The sequence below is a fragment of the Aquabacterium sp. G14 genome, assembly GCF_037482285.1.
GTDB lineage: Bacteria > Pseudomonadota > Gammaproteobacteria > Burkholderiales > Burkholderiaceae_C > Aquabacterium.
On record NZ_JBBEYB010000005.1, the window covers coordinates 143080 to 158958 of the forward strand.

Consider the following 15879-nt stretch of genomic DNA (forward strand, 5'->3'; position numbering starts at 1 on the left):
CCGTTTTAACCAAGCTGCCACCACGGAGCCGGCTTCGCCGGGCCGTCAGTGGCGCCCCCTGGAGGGGGAGCGCCGGCCGGCGCTCGGGGGTGGTCCATCAAGATCATGACGATTTCCGGACGCGCAGATACCACTCGCACAGCAGGCGCACCTGCTTGGGCGTGTAGCCCTTCTGCACCATGCGGTTGACGAAGTCCTCGTGCTTCTTCAACTCATCGGCACTGGCCTTGGCGTTGAAGCTGATGACCGGCAACAACTCTTCGGTGTTGCTGAACATTTTCTTCTCGATCACGGTACGCAGCTTCTCGTAGCTGGTCCACAACGGGTTCTTGCCGCCGTTGTTGGCCCGCGCACGCAGCACGAAGTTGACGATCTCGTTGCGGAAGTCCTTCGGGTTGGCAATGCCCGCGGGCTTCTCGATCTTCTCCAGCTCGGCATTGAGCGAGCCGCGATCGAAGATTTCGCCCGTGTCCGTGTCGCGGTACTCCTGATCCTGGATCCAGTAGTCCGCGTAGGTCACATAGCGGTCGAAGATGTTCTGGCCGTACTCGGAATAGCTCTCCAGGTAGGCCGTCTGGATCTCCTTGCCGATGAACTCCGCATAGCGCGGCGCCAGCATCTCCTTGATGTAGCCGATGTACTTCTGCTCTGTCTCGGCCGGGAACTGCTCGCGCTCGATCTGCTGCTCCAGCACATACATCAGATGCACCGGATTGGCCGCCACCTCGGCAGAGTCGAAATTGAACACCTTGGAGAGGATCTTGAAGGCAAAGCGCGTCGAGATGCCGCTCATGCCCTCATCGACCCCGGCGTAGTCGCGGTACTCCTGAATCGACTTGGCCTTCGGATCGGTGTCCTTCAGGCTCTCGCCGTCATACACCAGCATCTTGCTGAAGATGCTGCTGTTCTCCGGCTCCTTCAAGCGGGTCAGCACAGCGAACTTCGACAACATGTGCAAGGTGCCCGGCGCACAGGGTGCATGGGCCAGCGACGAGCCGCGCAACAGCTTCTCGTAGATCTTGACCTCCTCGCTGGCGCGCAGACAGTACGGCACCTTCACGATGTAGATGCGATCGAGAAAGGCCTCGTTGTTCTTGTTGTTGCGAAACGCCTTCCACTCGCTCTCGTTCGAGTGCGCCAGCACCACCCCGTCAAACGGGATAGCGCCAAAGCCTTCCGTGCCCTTGAAGTTGCCTTCTTGCGTGGCCGTCAGCAGCGGGTGCAGCACCTTGATGGGCGCCTTGAACATCTCGACGAACTCCAGCAGGCCCTGGTTGGCCAGGCACAGCCCACCGGAGTAGCTGTAGGCATCCGGGTCGTCTTGTGCGTAGGTCTCGAGCTTGCGGATGTCCACCTTGCCCACCAGCGACGAGATGTCCTGGTTGTTCTCATCACCGGGTTCGGTCTTGGCAATGCCCACCTGCTTGAGGATGCTGGGGTAGCGCTTGACCACGCGGAACTGACGGATGTCGCCACCGAACTCCTCCAGGCGCTTGACGGCCCAGGGGCTCAATACCCGTTGCAGGTAGCGCCTCGGGATGCCGTACTCCTGCTCCAGGATCGGCCCGTCTTCCACCGGGTCGAACAGCCCCAGCGGCGACTCGTTCACCGGCGAGCCCTTCAAGGCAAAGAAAGGCACATGCTCGGCCAACTGCTTCAGGCGCTCGGCGATCGACGACTTGCCCCCCCCTACCGGGCCCAGCAGGTAGAGGATCTGTTTCTTTTCCTCCAGGCCCTGTGCGGCGTGCCGGAAGTAGGACACCACCTGCTCGATGGCCTCCTCCATGCCGTAGAACTCTTCGAAAGCCGGATAGAGCTTGATGACCTTGTTGGCGAAGATCCGCGACAAACGCGGGTCATGCCGCGTGTCGAGCATCTGGGGTTCGCCAATGGCCTTGAGCATGCGCTCGGCCGCCGTGGCGTAAGCCATCGGATCTCGTTTGCACAGGTCGAGGTATTCCTCCAGCGAATACTCTTCCTCGCGGGTGCGCTCGTAACGAGCGGCGAAGTGACTGATCACGTCCATGCAGACCTCCGAACATCGACTCACGCCATCGATGCCTGCAGACGGGACGGACCACCATGATGACCCGGCGCGCCATGTCAGGCATCGCCTCAACACCAAAGATCACGCAAACCTCAGGGCTTGCCACTCACTACTTGCTGACTATCTTGCACCTTTTTCAAAATCCGTGTGCGGCAAAGTGCACAACATCTCAGACATTGCTGGTCGCGCGCACCTCTTCCAGACTGGTGATGCCGGCAAGCACCTTTTCAATGCCATCCTGGCGCAGGGTCCGCATCCCTTCGATCATGGCCTGCCGCTGAAGTTCCTCGGCCCGCGCCCCGGTCTGGATCAGGCGACGCAACTCCCGACTGATGCTCATCAACTCGTGGATGCCCGCGCGCCCGTGATAGCCCGTCTGGTTGCAGTGCTCACAGCCAGGGCTGTGGTACGTCTGAACCACCCCCGACTCGGCAAAGCGCTCCTGCCAGTCCGCCCTCACCTGCTCCAGCGTCATCACGGTGCTGTCCTTGCCAAAGGCATGGAGGTAGTCGCGCGCCAGTTCGTCCAGATAGGTCTCGCTGGCCGGTTCGGCCACGCGGCAGTGCGTGCACAGGCGTCGCACCAGACGCTGCGCCAACACCACCAGCAGCGAATCGGCAAAGTTGAACGGGTCCATGCCCATGTCGAGCAAGCGGGTCACGGTTTCAGGGGCGCTGTTGGTGTGCAGGGTCGACAGCACCAGGTGCCCCGTCAGCGAGGCTTCCACCGCCATGCCGGCCGTCTCCACATCGCGCATTTCGCCCACCATGATCACGTCGGGATCGGCACGCAAGAAGGCACGCAAGGCCTTGGCAAACGTCCAGTCGATCTTGGGATTGACCTGCACCTGACGCAGGCCCGGCTGGGTGATTTCCACCGGGTCCTCGGCCGTCCAGATCTTGCGCTCGGGCACGTTGATGAAACTCAGCGCCGAGTGCAGCGTGGTCGTCTTGCCCGAACCGGTGGGCCCCACGCACAGGATCATGCCGTAAGGACGCTCCATCGCCTCCGTGAGGCGCCCCAGGTTGTGCGGGCTCAAGCCGATCTGGTCAAGGGGCAAAGGCCGCGCCGAACTCAGGATCCGCATCACCACGTCTTCCAGCCCGTTGTTGGTGGGCACCGTGGCCACCCGCAACTCGATGCGGTACTGCGGCACGAAGCGGGCGAAATTGATCTTGCCATCCTGGGGACGCCGCCGCTCGGAAATGTCCAGATCACACATGATCTTGACGCGCGCGATCATGGCCGAGCGGTAGTTGTGCGGCAACTCCAGATAGGGAATCAGCACCCCATCCTTGCGGAAGCGGATCTTGATCTTCTCGCGGCCTGGGTAGCTCTCGATGTGGATGTCAGAGACGCCCTGGCTGTAGGCTTCGATGATCATGGTGTTGATCAAACGCACCAGCGAGTTGTCGCTTTGCTCGATGGGGCGGTCCTCATCCTGCTGGGTGCGCTCGCTGCCCTCTTTCTCCAGATCCTCGATGAGCTTGCCCGAACTCATCTTGTCCAACTCGATCGCACCGGAGTCGGTGGGCGGCGTGAACGGGAGGTCCCAGACATCGGCGCCGAGTCGGTGATACGACTCCTTGATCATGGTGTCCAACTGCGTGGCCTGGGCCAGCACCGGCACCACCTTGCACTGGGCGATGAACTCGATCTCGGACAACACCAGCCGCTTGCTCGGGTCATCGATGGCCACGATCAATGCCCCATTGCTGAGCATCAGGGGGACGACCTTCAGACGATTGGCCACGTTGTAGGCCAGCTTGGTCAGCGCCCCGGGGTCGATCGGGAATTTGCTCAGGTCCACCAGGGGGTAGCCCATCTTGCGCGCCAGCGCCAGCAGGAGTTGCTCGTAGGTGACCAGCCCCATCTGCACCAGCAATTCACCCAGCGGCACCGAACGGTCCTGCCGTTGACGCTCCAGCGCGCTGTCCAACTGATCGTCGTTGATCAGCCCCATGGCGATCAGCGCCTCGCCGATGCGCACCATGGGCATGCTGCTCTGCTTGTCGATCGCCGCAAGCAGCTGCTCCCGCGTGACCACCAATTGCGACTGCAAGACCTCGCTCAGCTTTTCCTTGCGCAAGATCGCCTGCTCTTGCACCTCGCGGGCCATCTGCTCTTCGGTCAGCACCTCGGTGTCGATGAAACCCGGTCCACGCGGGAGGCCAAAGTCGGCATCGGCCAGCACATCACGGGGCACGAAGAGACGAGTGACCGCGCCTTCCACGCCATCCGGCGGGAACAAAAACACCCCGTAGCCGGTCTCGGTATGCCCTACCGTCACACCTTCCAGGTGTGCACCGCCTTGGATCGCCACCCGGTATGGCGTCACCTGGCATGCATCAAGAGGGTCCATCCCCCCCTCTGCCGCCTTGGTCACCGTCGGCATCACCGGCCGTGTCAGGCGCAGGCTGCGAAACTGGCCGAAGCGCAGGGGCATCGTGGTGCGCGCAGGTGGCACCTGGACGTGGGCCACCCCCTCCTGTGGCACGAAGAAGCTCAGCCGGCCCTTCATGACCCGCCCATTGAGCCCCTCGATCTCGCAGGGCTCCGACTCGGTTTGCGGCATCGCCGCCGGGTACACCGAGAAAGGCGGCATCGGCCAGCGGAACACACCGTTGTCCGGCCCGCTGGCTTCATCTCCTTCTTCGCCCGCCAACTCCAGCGGCGCCAGGCTCAGTTCGTCCTCAGGGGGCGTCTGCGTCGGAGAAAAGCTCAGGTCGGAATCAGGCATGTCAATCCAGTCAGCAGTCAGGCGGTTACCGCAACTCAGCCTGATGCACAGGCCCACGTCATGCTATAAAAAAAACACGGCAAATCGTGCAACCGGGGCATCTTCCTGCGGGTTCACACTCAGAAATCGCGCGGTTTGAAGCTCAATTGCATCAGGGATGGCACCCGGCCATCCACATCAGCCGGCAAAACCTCGGTGCGGTCGAGTGCGCGCAACACCGCATCATCCCAGGGCGTCACCCCGGATGACGTCACCAGCCGGCGCGAAATGATGCGCCCGTCGGGGGCACAACGCACCTCCACCACAGCCTGCGGGTTGCCCTGGATGGTTTCGGTGAAGACGATGTTGGGCTTGATGCGCGCAATGATGCGTCCCGCATAGCCCGCCGAGGGGCCGCTTGAACGGGCCGCCGCGCCGGGGCCGGCTGCGCCCCCCCCCAGCGACGACATCATGCGCTGCAGATTGGCCTGGCGTTGCGCCTCCAGTTCGGCGGCACTCAGACTACGGCTTTTCGGATCGGTCACCGGCGCTGGCTTGACGGGCTTCTCCGGCTTGGGCGTGTCCGCTTTTTTCGGCTCAGGCTTCTTGGGCTCCGCCTGCCTGGGCTCGGACTTCTTCACCGGCTCAGGCTTGGGCTCCGGCGGCTCCACCTTCCTGGGCTGGGGTTTGGCCACGGGTTTGGGCGGTGTCTTGGCAATGACGAGGTCAGGCGGTCGCTGGGGTTCGGGCTCGGGGTCCACAGCCTTGACCGGCTCGGGGCGAACCAGGGGACGCTCGCGCACAGCCGGCTGCGGTGGAGGCGGCGGCACCGCGCCCCCTGCCACGCGGGGAATCTCGGACCAGACCTCGGCCTCCACCGGCGCCGGGTCGCTCATCTTCCAGTTCACGCTGAGCGCCAGCCCGAGCAGCAGCAAGCCATGCGCCCCGAGCGCCAGCCACAAGCCCGGACCGCGCCAGCGCTCCGACTCGTACGGACGCCACCCGACTGGCGAGCCAATGACCATGCGCGACGGTGCGCTCACCCCTCAACCTCCGGTGGTGCGCACGGACAGGCCCACGCGTGCCACGCCGGCCTTCTGCAGCACGTCCATGATGCGCACGACCTCTTCATAGCGGACATCCTTGCGGGCGCTGATGATGACCGGGACGGCGCTGGCCCCACCCTCTGCGTCGCCCTGCAGCGCCTTGACGCGCTCGGCCAACTCGTCCACCGCCAAGGTGTCCGCATCCTGGCTGTTGACACGCAGGCGCACCCGCTCGTCTTCCTGCACCACCACCTCGATCACCTTTTCGGGCGCCTGACGGGCCTTGCCCATGCTGGGCAGGTCGACCACACCCGTGGGCATCAGGGGCGCGCTGACCATGAAGATGATGAGCAGCACCAACATCACATCGATGAAGGGCACCATGTTCATCTCGTTGCGGGTGCGACGGCGGCGTCCGCCTCGGGCGTTGAGTTCGGCCACGGTCAGCGTCCCATCGTGCTGCGGCTGGCCTCGGCGGCGCCCGGTGTCACCGGCGCGGCATTGCGCGCCAGGATGTTGGAGAACTCCTCGATGAAGGACTCCATCTGGATCGCCACCCGGTCGATGTCACGGGCAAAGCGGTTGTAGGCCAGCACCGCCGGGATGGCGGCGAACAGACCGATGGCCGTGGCCACCAGGGCTTCGGCAATGCCCGGTGCCACCGTGGCCAGCGACACCTGCTGCACGTTGGACAAGCCCGTGAAGGCGTGCATGATCCCCCAGACCGTGCCAAACAGGCCAATGTAGGGCGACACCGAGCCCACAGAACCCAAGAAGTCGAGGCGGGACTCGATGGCATCCATCTCACGCTGGAAGCTGGCCCGCATGGCGCGGCGTGCACCGTCGAGCAGCGTGCCGACATCGGCCACCCGGCGCTCGCGCAGCTTCATGAACTCGCGCATGCCCGAGGCAAAAATGCGCTCCTGCGGGGAACGGGGGCCTTGCTGGTCACGGGTCGCATCCTGGTAGAGCTCCTGCAAGGTGCGTCCGGCCCAGAATTCGCGGTCGAACTCGTCGTTGTCCTGGCGCACGCGCTTGAGGCTGCTCACCTTGCTGAAGATCACGCTCCAGCTTGCGACGGACACCAGCAAGAGCAGCAACATCACGATCTGCACCACCATGCTGGCTTCCAGCACGAGGGTCAAGATGGACATGTCTTGGTTCATGAATCAACCTTTGGAAGCAGAAATCGGGGTGGGCAGGATCGCGAGGATGCGTGCGGGAATGCGGCCAGGGCGGAAGCTGTCTTCGCTGGCCGGGTCATCGGTCGGGGCCCCACGGGACGCCACCGGCTGCACCCAGCCAATGCGCGCCATGCCTTGGGTCAAGAGGGAGTCGCCACGCCAGACCTCTTGCGCGAAGGTCACGCTGGCACGTCCGACCTCGGTCACGGCCACGGTCACCGACAGCCGATCGTCCAGGCGGGCAGGCTTGAGGTAGCGCAGCTGCGTTTCGGCCACGATGAACATGCCCTCGCCCGCGCGTCGCATGCTTTCTTGCCCGAAGCCCAGGGTCGAGAGCCACTCGGTGCGCGCCCGCTCCATGAACTTGAGGTAGTTGCCGTAAAACACGATGCCCCCGGCATCGGTGTCCTCCCAGTACACGCGCACCGGGTGGCAGTGATGGTAGCGGCTCGGCTCCGCGGACACTTCAGCAGGCACCACGGGGGGCACAGACGAGACAGGAGAAACGCTCATAGACGCGCATTATCGCGCCTCAGCCCAAACCCGACCGACGCCTCACAGGAAGTCCGGCGCCTGCACCGCGTGCAAGGTCACCTGGGTTTCGCCATGGCGCTCGCGCGAGCGCAGCCACCACACGCCCCCCTTCTTGACCGACCAGGCCAGGTCGTGGCCGGTCAGCAGCCGGGCGGCCAGCATGCCCAGCGTGGGCTGGTGCCCCACGATCAACACCGCCTCCTTGGCATGAGGCCAGCGGGCTGCGGCCAGCAGGTCGTCCACCGAAGCCTGCGGGTCGATGGTGGCCACGGTCTTGAACGGTCGTCCCAGGGCCTGCGCCGTCTGCTGCGTGCGCTGCGCCGGGCTCACCAGCACCCGCGTCGATTCGGGCAGACGCTGATTGAGCCACACGGCCATGCGCTCGGCCTGACGCTCGCCCTTGCTGGTCAAGCGCCGCGCCAGGTCGGCCTGAAAGTCGATGTGCACCTCGATGGGGGCACCCGCGGCGCGCTGGGCCAACACCTGCTCATCGTCCAAAGGCAGGTCTTCGGCCTGCGCGTGTCGCCACAAGATCAGATCCATGGTCCCTCCTTCGGCTTCATGGTGTGCAGCCTGGGCGACCATCATGCCGCCCGCCTGCGTCGATCAGATGACAGCGCCGTGCAAGGCCATCAAGGCCTGCTGGGCGCTGTGACCGGTCTGTGGCACGCGCTCGTAATGGCCGTCGCTGAACTGGATCCAGGCGTCCTTGCCATCGAGCAGATAGGGCACCAGACACTCGTCGATCACGCGCTGGCGCAGCGCCGGGTCGCGCACCGGCCAGGCCACCTCGATGCGCCGCGTCATGTTGCGGTTCATCCAGTCGGCGCTCGACAGGTAGAGCACCTCGTCGTGCTCGGCCTCGCCCCAGCGGAAGTACAGCACCCGCGTGTGCTCGAGCATGCGACCCACCACCGAGCGCACCCGGATGTTCTCCGTCTGGCCTGGCAAGCCAGGCGGCAGGATGCAGGCGCCCCGCACGATCAGGTCGATCCGGGCGCCCGCCTGTCCCGCCGCGATCAGGGCACGCACCAGCGGCTCGTCGGTCAGCGAGTTCACCTTGACCACGATGCGCGCAGGTCCACCCGCACGGGCCGACTCGGCCACGCGCTCGATGCAACGCAGCATCTGGCTGTGCATGCTCGACGGCGCCAGCAAGAGCTGGCGACTGGAGCGCATCTGCGTCAGGCTCGACAGCTGCTGGAACACACGGTCCACATCGGCTGTCAGATCCGGCTGGCTGGTCAGGTAGCCCACGTCGGTGTACAGCCGCGCGGTCTTGGGGTTGTAGTTGCCGGTGGACAGGTGGGCGTAGCGACGCAGACGTCCACCCTCGCGGCGTGTCACCAGCATCATCTTGCCGTGGGTTTTGAGGCCCACGATGCCGTACACCACCTGTGCACCCAGCGCCTCCAGACGCTCGGCCCAGTTGATATTGGCCTCTTCGTCAAAACGGGCCTTGAGCTCCACCACGGCCAGCACTTCCTTGCCACGGCGCACCGCCTCCAGCAGCAGCTCCATCAGCACCGATTCGTTGCCGGTGCGGTAGATGGTCTGCTTGATCGCCAGCACGTCCGGGTCGTACACCGCCTCGCGCAGGAACTGCACCACCGCATCGAACGATTCAAATGGATGGTGCAACAGACAATCGTGGTGACGCAGATGCTCGAACATGCTGCCACCGCGTGGCAGGCTGTCCGGCCAGCCGGGCTGGTAATTGGGAAAGCGCAGCTCGTCCCCATCGGCCTGATCGATCAGCTGCGTCAGGCGCACCAGGTTGACGGGGCCATTGACCTGAAACAAGGCCTGCCGGTTCAGCCCGAACTGCTCCAGCAAGAAGTCCGACAGGTCTTCATGACAGCTGCGCACCACCTCCAGGCGAATCGCCTGCCCGAACTGACGCGTGCTCATCTTCGAGCGCAAGGCCAGGCGCAGGTCGGTGACATCGTCCTCGTCCACGTCGAGATCGGAGTCCCGCGTGAGACGGAACTGCGAGAAGGCCTGGATTTCGCGACCGGGGAACAGCTCGTCGAGGTGCGCCCGGATCACGCTGGACAGCAGCACGAAACCCTGTGTGCCCGGCTCCACCAGGTGCGCGGGCAGCTTGATGACACGCGGCAGCACGCGCGGGATGCGTACGATGGCGATGTCGTTGTCGCGCCCGAAGGCATCGCGACCGCCCAGGCGCACGATGAAGTTCAGCGTTTTGTTGGCCACCTGCGGGAACGGGTGCGACGGGTCCAGCCCGATCGGCACCAGCAGCGGCTGCACCTGCTTGCGAAAGAAACCCGTCACCCACTCACGCTGCTCGGCATTGCGGTCGGCGTGGTTGAGGATGAGGATGCCGGCCTGACGCAGGGCCGGCCCGACCTCCTCATTGAAGATCTGGTACTGCTCGTCCACCAGGGCATGAGACTGTTTGACCACCTCGGCGATGTACTGCCGGTCGATGTCGCCGGCCCCCGCGCGCGAGGCTTCCAGCACGTCGGCGTAGCGCACCTCAAAGAACTCGTCGAGGTTGGACGAGACGATGCAGATGTAGCGCAGGCGCTCCAGCAGGGGCACATCGCTGCGCTGGGCTTGCGCCAGAACCCGACGGTTGAACGCCAGGATGGCTTGCTCTCGACTCAACAACTTCAAACGTGTGTTCTCTGACACCTGACACCGACCTCTCTGCACTCACCCTCACCAAGAGACACCGCGCCACTCCTGATACAGGAATGGCGCGGGCGCTTTCAGTCTAGAACAAGCATGCACTGATTTTGATGACAGATTTGTGTCAGTGCGCCGCTTCCCAGTTAGGGCCTTCCCCCACCTCGGCGAGCAGAGGCACGCGCAGGTCGGCCACCGAGGCCATGAGGCGTGGCACCTCGGTCTTGACCCAGTCGCGCTCGGCCTCGGGCACCTGGAACACCAGTTCGTCGTGCACCTGCATGATCATCAGGGTCTGCTTGCCCTGGGCGTCCAGCGCATCCTGCACGGCCACCATCGACAGCTTGATCAGGTCGGCTGCCGTGCCCTGCATGGGTGCGTTGATGGCCGCGCGCTCGGCACCGGCACGGCTCGGGCCATTGGGGCTGTTGATCTCGGGCAGCCACAGGCGGCGACCGAACACGGTCTCGACATAGCCCTGGGCCTTGGCCTGGGCACGGGTCTCGTCCATGTAGCGCTTCACGCCGGGGTAGCGCATGAAATAGCGGTCGATGTAGGCGGTCGCCGCGCTGCGCTCGATGCCCAGGTTCGACGCCAAGCCAAAGGCGCTCATGCCATAAATCAGGCCAAAGTTGATGACCTTGGCATAGCGGCGCTGCTCGCTGCTGACCTCGTCCGGGCTCACGCCGAAAATCTCGCTGGCGGTGGCACGGTGCACGTCCAGACCTTCGGCGAAGGCGCGCAGCAGGTTCTCGTCTTGCGAGATGTGCGCCATGATGCGCAGCTCGATTTGCGAATAGTCTGCACTGACGATGACGTGACCCGGCGGCGCGATGAAGGCCTCGCGGATGCGGCGGCCCTCGGCTGTGCGCACGGGGATGTTCTGCAGGTTCGGCTCGTTGCTGGACAAACGCCCGGTCACCGCCACGGCCTGCGCGTAGTTGGTGTGCACACGGCCGGTGGCCGGGTTGATCATCAAGGGCAGCTTGTCCGTGTACGTGGACTTGAGCTTGGCCATGCCACGGTATTCGAGGATGCGGGCAGGCAGCGGGTAGTCCTCGGCGAGCTTTTCCAGCACCTCTTCGTTGGTGGACGGCGCACCGGTGGCGGTCTTCTTGATGACGGGCAGCTTGAGCTGGTTGAACAGGATCTCGCCAATCTGCTTGGGCGAGCCCAGGTTGAAGGGTTGACCGGCCAGCGCGTGCGCCTCTTTTTCCAGCTCCATGATGCGCTGGCCCAGCTCATGGCTTTGCTGCTGCAGCAAGGCCTTGTCGATCAGCACGCCATTGCGCTCGATGCGCTGCAGCACCCGCGAGGTGGGCAGCTCGAAGCGTTCGTAGATGTCACGCAAGGCCGGTTCGGCCTGCAGGCGGGGCCAAAGCGTCTGGTGCACGTGCAGCGTCAGGTCGCTGTCTTCACACGAATACTGCGCCGCCTTGTCCACCGCCACCTGCGCAAACGGGATCTGCTGCGCGCCCTTGCCGGCCACGTCTTCATAGTTCAGGCCACTGCGGTGCACATGGCGCTGCGCCAGGTCGGCCAGGTTGTGCTTGCGGTGCGCCTCGAGCACATAGCTCTCCAGCATGGTGTCGTGGGCGTAGCCGCGCACCGTGATGCCGTGGTTGGCCAGCACGTGGGTGTCGTACTTGATGTGCTGCCCCAGCTTGAGCTGGCTGGCGTCTTCCAGCCAGGGCTTGAGGCGAGCCAGCACCTCGTCCAAAGGCAGCTGAGTCGGCACATCCACGCCTTCGTGGCGCAGCGGGATGTAGCAGGCCTCGCCCACCCGGTCGCTGAAAGACAGGCCCACGATGCGCGCCTGCATGGCGTCCAGGGAGTCGGTTTCGGTGTCGAAGGCCACCAGATCGGCCGCCTGCAGGCGAGCCAGCCATCGGTCGAAACTGGGCCAGTCGAGCACAGTGTCGTACTGGGTGGCGGTGACCGCGACCGGGGCGACCTCCGCGGTGACGTCGGCATCGGTCGATTCCCCCAGGTCGAACAAGTCGCCGGTGGGACTCGAATTGGCCTTGGGCCTGGCCGACGGTGCCGAAGCAGGCGCCGGGGCCGCGCCGCCACGCAGCTTGGCCGCTTCAGTCCGGAAGCCGAAGCGGGTGAAGAAATCGAGCAAGGCGGTGTTGTCGGGCTCGCGCAAAGCCAGCGCCTCCAGCTCGGGCCACTGCGGCACATGGGCACTCAGGTCACAATCGGTCTTGATGGTGATGAGGCGACGCCCCTGGGGCAGCCAGTCCAGCGCCTTGCGCAGGTTCTCCCCCGCCACGCCCTTGATCGAACCCGCCGCAGCCATCACGCCATCGAGCGAGCCATGCTCGGTGATCCATTTCACCGCGGTCTTCGGCCCCACCTTTTCCACACCAGGCACGTTGTCCACGGTGTCACCGATGAGGGTAAGGTAATCGATGATGAGGTGCGGCGGCACGCCAAACTTGGCCAGCACGCCCTCGCCATCGAGCTTCTCGTTGGTCATGGTGTTGACCAGCGTGACATGCTCGGTCACCAACTGGGCCATGTCCTTGTCGCCCGTGGAGACCACCACACGGTGACCGGCCTCGGCGCCCACCTTGGCGAGCGTGCCAATGGCGTCGTCCGCCTCGATGCCAGGGACTTCCAGGATGGGCCAGCCCAGCAGACGCACCACTTCGTGGATGGGCTCGATCTGCGCCCGCAGGTCGTCGGGCATGGGCGGACGGTGGCCCTTGTACTCGGGGTACCACTCGTCGCGGAAGGTCGGGCCCTTGGCGTCGAACACGCACGCAGCGTGCTCACAGGGCACTTCGTCGCGCAGGCGACGCAGCATGTTGACCATGCCGTGCATCGCACCCGTGGGCTCCCCTTGCGGCCCGCGCAGGTCGGGCATGGCGTGGAAAGCGCGGTACAGGTAGCTGGAGCCGTCGACCAGCAGCAGGGTCGGACGGGCAGCGTCAGCGGCGTCGACAGAAGAGGAAGGCATATCCGGGGTGTTCATGCCCCGGATTGTGGGGCCTTCAGACTGGCTGGGTCAGAATTCGGCGGAAGCACCCACCGAGAACAGGTAGAGACTTTCCTGGCCGTCGATGATGTAGTCGAAACTCTGCAGCAGTCGAATGTTGCGGCTGATGTTCATGGCCAGACCCACGCCCACATACGGAGCCTGACGGTAGTCGCGCACCGTGCGCTCAGCGCCGCCCACCAGGACCTGCTCGTTCTCCACACGCTTGAGGGCCCAACCCACACGGATCTGGTTGGTGAAGCCTTCGAGCAACTCCACCTCCCAGTTGATGCCGGCCGTCAGGACGCGCGTGCTGCGGCGTTCCGTGGCGATGTTGGTGGCCATGGATTGGGCGGTGCCGTTGGCACGGTTCATGCCACCGAAGATCATGTAATTCAACTCAGCCGCGAGACCCGGCGTCAGGCGCTTGCCGCCAAAGACCTTGCCACTCAGACGTGCGCGGTCGCAGGAGACATCGCAATCCCACTGAGCCGCACCCACCCCCAGGTTGCCACCGGCATAGATGCCCCAAGGACGTGACTGAGGCTGCAACTCCGTGTCTGCCATGGCCGAACTGCCAAACACCGACAAGGCGGCCACAGCGAGGGTGGACAGAGTGCGGGAGATCTTGCGCGATGCGATGGTGCTCATGATGCGGGACCGGTTCCTCAGGAAGGTTGGATGGACAGCCCTCACGCTCAAGCGCGGGGATGTCTTCACAATGTTGAAAAGTCTGCCAGATCGAGATGCGCAGACTTCTACAATCACGGCTTCCGACACCCCTGCAGCCCGGGGGGTTTCGGGCCAACTTGGCTCTCAGGTGCCCCCCTGCGGCCCGGGCTTTCCCCTAAACGTGTGCCCCAGGCGCGACTTCACCCCTTTTTTGCTCCTTCCATCTCATGGCCGTTTTCACCGAAGTCTCCCCACCGGAAGCAGCTGGCCTGCTGTCCAACCTGGGTCTGGGCACCTTGCAGTCCATGCGTGGCACACCCTCCGGCATCGAGAACACCAATTACTTCGTCAGTACGGATCAGGGCGAGTACGTGCTGACCCTGTTCGAACGCCTGAGCTTCGAGCAACTCCCCTTCTACCTGAACCTGATGCGCCACCTTGCCGAACACGGCATCCCGGTGCCCGCGCCGCAGGCCAATGCCCAAGGCGAGATCTTGCACACGCTCAAGGGCAAGCCGGCCGCCGTGGTGACGCGCCTGAAGGGTCGCAACCAGCTCGATCCGCAGGTCGCTGACTGCGCGCAGGTGGGCGCGATGCTGGCGCGCATGCACCAGGCCGGCACCGACTATCCGCGGCAGCAGCCCAACCTGCGCGGCTTGGCATGGTGGACGGAAACCATCCCCGTGGTCCGTCCCCACCTGAATGCCGAGCAAGCGGCGCTGATCGAGTCCGAGTTGGCCTTCCAGCAGGACCTGGCCACCACCGAGGCCTACCGGTCGCTGCCCCAAGGCCCCATCCACGCCGACCTGTTCCGGGACAACGTGATGTTCGACGGCCCCACGCTGTCGGGCTTTTTCGACTTCTACTTTGCCGGCTGCGACACCTTCGCCTTCGACATTGCCGTGTGCCTGAACGACTGGTGCATTGACCTGGCCACGGGCGCGCTGGATCCGGCACGGGCGCAGGCTTTCGTGGCCGCCTATGACGCCGAACGCCACCTGACCGACGCCGAGCTGAGTCTGCTGCCCGCCATGCTGCGCGCCGCCGCCCTGCGTTTCTGGACCTCGCGTCTGTGGGACTTCTACCTGCCACGCGATGCGGCCATGCTCAAGCCGCACGACCCGACGCATTTCGAGCGTGTGCTCACCCTGCGTCGCCAACAGCCCTGGTCTTACACGCGCCAGGCCCCGTCCGCATGAAGCTCCGCATCGTCAAGCCCGCACAGGGCTATGTCTGGCTCAGGCAAGGATTGCTGGTCAGCCGCCGTCAGCCCTTCCACTTCGTCGGACTGCTGGGCCTGTGCTTGTCCTTCGCCCTGTTGCTGATCGGCCTGCCAGTGGTCGGCCCCTTGCTGGTGGTGGGCTGCATGCCGCTGATGTGGCTGGGCTTCATGCTGGCCACACGCAAGGTGCTGCAAGGTGAGCGTTTCACGCCGGGCATTTTGTTCGAAGCCTTCAAGGGCGCGCACAGCCCGCGCCGCATCCTGGCTCAATTGGCCGGGGGCTATGTCATGGCCACCTTGCTGATCATGCAACTGGCGCAATGGCTGGGTCCGGGCGCCGATGAGGTGGCCGCCGTGTTCGAAACCGCAGAAACCGCGGCCGAACTGGTGAACAACCCATTGGTGCAACAGGACATCCTGTGGCGTGTGCTGCTGACACTGCCGGTCTCACTGCTGTTCTGGCATGCGCCCGCGCTGATCCTGTGGGCACGCCTGCCCGTGAGCAAGGCGCTGTTTTTCAGCATCGTGGCCTGCTGGCGCAATCTGGGCGCCTTCGCCGTCTATGGCCTGGGATGGTTTGCGGTGGTGCTGGCCCTCGGCCTCCTCGACCGTTTCCTGCTCAGCCAACTGCCCGTCCCCATGCTGGGCAACATCCTGGCCATTTCGGCCGGGCTGTGGGTGGCCTCCGCGTTCTACGCCTCGCTGTACTTCACCGTGGTGGACTGCTTCGAGTCATCGGTAGACACGGACACGCCCCCTCTTGATGCCGAGCCGCACACCGACGCCTGACGCGTCACCACCGGCTCGCGTGAATGCCTGA

At 64.6% G+C, this 15879-nt stretch carries 12 protein-coding genes; 2 read left to right on the plus strand and 10 right to left on the minus strand.

Features of this window, described 5'->3' with window-relative positions:
- Window positions 1-103: 103 nt before the first annotated feature.
- From WIT60_RS07805 to WIT60_RS07850, 10 genes are all read right to left on the minus strand, one after another.
- Window positions 104-2026 carry a PrkA family serine protein kinase gene (locus tag WIT60_RS07805; protein WP_339583369.1) on the minus strand — a complete coding sequence of 641 codons (1923 nt, stop codon included), beginning with the start codon at window positions 2024-2026 and terminating at the stop codon, window positions 104-106.
- A 190-nt stretch (window positions 2027-2216) separates the two neighbouring features.
- Complete coding sequence (locus WIT60_RS07810) at window positions 2217-4787, minus strand: GspE/PulE family protein (protein ID WP_339583370.1); 2571 nt, start codon at window positions 4785-4787, stop codon at window positions 2217-2219.
- Window positions 4788-4906: 119 nt separating this feature from the next.
- Complete coding sequence (locus WIT60_RS07815; RefSeq protein WP_339583371.1) at window positions 4907-5809, minus strand: energy transducer TonB; 903 nt, start codon at window positions 5807-5809, stop codon at window positions 4907-4909.
- 3 nt (window positions 5810-5812) lie between these two features.
- Window positions 5813-6253 (minus strand): biopolymer transporter ExbD, encoded by a 441-nt coding sequence (locus WIT60_RS07820; RefSeq protein WP_339583372.1) that lies wholly within the window; start codon window positions 6251-6253, stop codon window positions 5813-5815.
- 2 nt (window positions 6254-6255) lie between these two features.
- The gene (tolQ, locus tag WIT60_RS07825) at window positions 6256-6978 is read right to left on the minus strand and encodes a protein TolQ (protein WP_339583373.1); all 723 of its coding nucleotides are present in this window, start codon (window positions 6976-6978) and stop codon (window positions 6256-6258) included.
- 3 nt (window positions 6979-6981) lie between these two features.
- Window positions 6982-7509, minus strand: a complete 528-nt coding sequence (locus WIT60_RS07830; RefSeq protein ID WP_339583374.1) for a YbgC/FadM family acyl-CoA thioesterase — start codon at window positions 7507-7509, stop codon at window positions 6982-6984.
- A gap of 42 nt (window positions 7510-7551) precedes the next feature.
- Window positions 7552-8073: a SixA phosphatase family protein gene (locus WIT60_RS07835; protein ID WP_339583375.1), complete on the minus strand. Its 522-nt coding sequence runs from the start codon at window positions 8071-8073 to the stop codon at window positions 7552-7554.
- 63 nt (window positions 8074-8136) lie between these two features.
- Complete coding sequence (gene ppk1 / locus WIT60_RS07840) at window positions 8137-10209, minus strand: polyphosphate kinase 1 (protein ID WP_339583376.1); 2073 nt, start codon at window positions 10207-10209, stop codon at window positions 8137-8139.
- A gap of 100 nt (window positions 10210-10309) precedes the next feature.
- The gene (gene polA / locus WIT60_RS07845; RefSeq protein WP_339583377.1) at window positions 10310-13162 is read right to left on the minus strand and encodes a DNA polymerase I; all 2853 of its coding nucleotides are present in this window, start codon (window positions 13160-13162) and stop codon (window positions 10310-10312) included.
- Window positions 13163-13195: 33 nt separating this feature from the next.
- On the minus strand, window positions 13196-13816 hold the full coding sequence (locus WIT60_RS07850; protein WP_339583378.1) for a porin family protein: 621 nt from the start codon (window positions 13814-13816) through the stop codon (window positions 13196-13198).
- A gap of 248 nt (window positions 13817-14064) precedes the next feature.
- Here WIT60_RS07850 and WIT60_RS07855 point away from each other — a divergent pair, with 248 nt between their 5' ends.
- Complete coding sequence (locus tag WIT60_RS07855) at window positions 14065-15036, plus strand: homoserine kinase (protein WP_339583379.1); 972 nt, start codon at window positions 14065-14067, stop codon at window positions 15034-15036.
- On the plus strand, window positions 15033-15848 hold the full coding sequence (locus WIT60_RS07860; RefSeq protein ID WP_339583380.1) for a BPSS1780 family membrane protein: 816 nt from the start codon (window positions 15033-15035) through the stop codon (window positions 15846-15848). Before WIT60_RS07855 ends, WIT60_RS07860 begins: the two co-directional genes overlap by 4 nt.
- The last annotated feature ends 31 nt before the right edge of the window (window positions 15849-15879 follow it).

Excerpts from the sequence above, each read along its gene's own strand:
- WIT60_RS07805 (WP_339583369.1), bottom strand. The coding sequence starts at position 2,026 with ATGGACGTGATCAGTCACTTCGCCGCTCGTTACGAGCGCACCCGCGAG.
- WIT60_RS07810 (WP_339583370.1), bottom strand. The coding sequence starts at position 4,787 with ATGCCTGATTCCGACCTGAGCTTTTCTCCGACGCAGACGCCCCCTGAG.
- tolQ (WP_339583373.1), bottom strand. The coding sequence starts at position 6,978 with ATGAACCAAGACATGTCCATCTTGACCCTCGTGCTGGAAGCCAGCATG.
- WIT60_RS07830 (WP_339583374.1), bottom strand. The coding sequence starts at position 7,509 with ATGAGCGTTTCTCCTGTCTCGTCTGTGCCCCCCGTGGTGCCTGCTGAA.
- WIT60_RS07835 (WP_339583375.1), bottom strand. The coding sequence starts at position 8,073 with ATGGATCTGATCTTGTGGCGACACGCGCAGGCCGAAGACCTGCCTTTG.
- polA (WP_339583377.1), bottom strand. The coding sequence starts at position 13,162 with ATGAACACCCCGGATATGCCTTCCTCTTCTGTCGACGCCGCTGACGCT.
- WIT60_RS07850 (WP_339583378.1), bottom strand. The coding sequence starts at position 13,816 with ATGAGCACCATCGCATCGCGCAAGATCTCCCGCACTCTGTCCACCCTC.
- WIT60_RS07855 (WP_339583379.1), top strand. The coding sequence starts at position 14,065 with ATGGCCGTTTTCACCGAAGTCTCCCCACCGGAAGCAGCTGGCCTGCTG.
- WIT60_RS07860 (WP_339583380.1), top strand. The coding sequence starts at position 15,033 with ATGAAGCTCCGCATCGTCAAGCCCGCACAGGGCTATGTCTGGCTCAGG.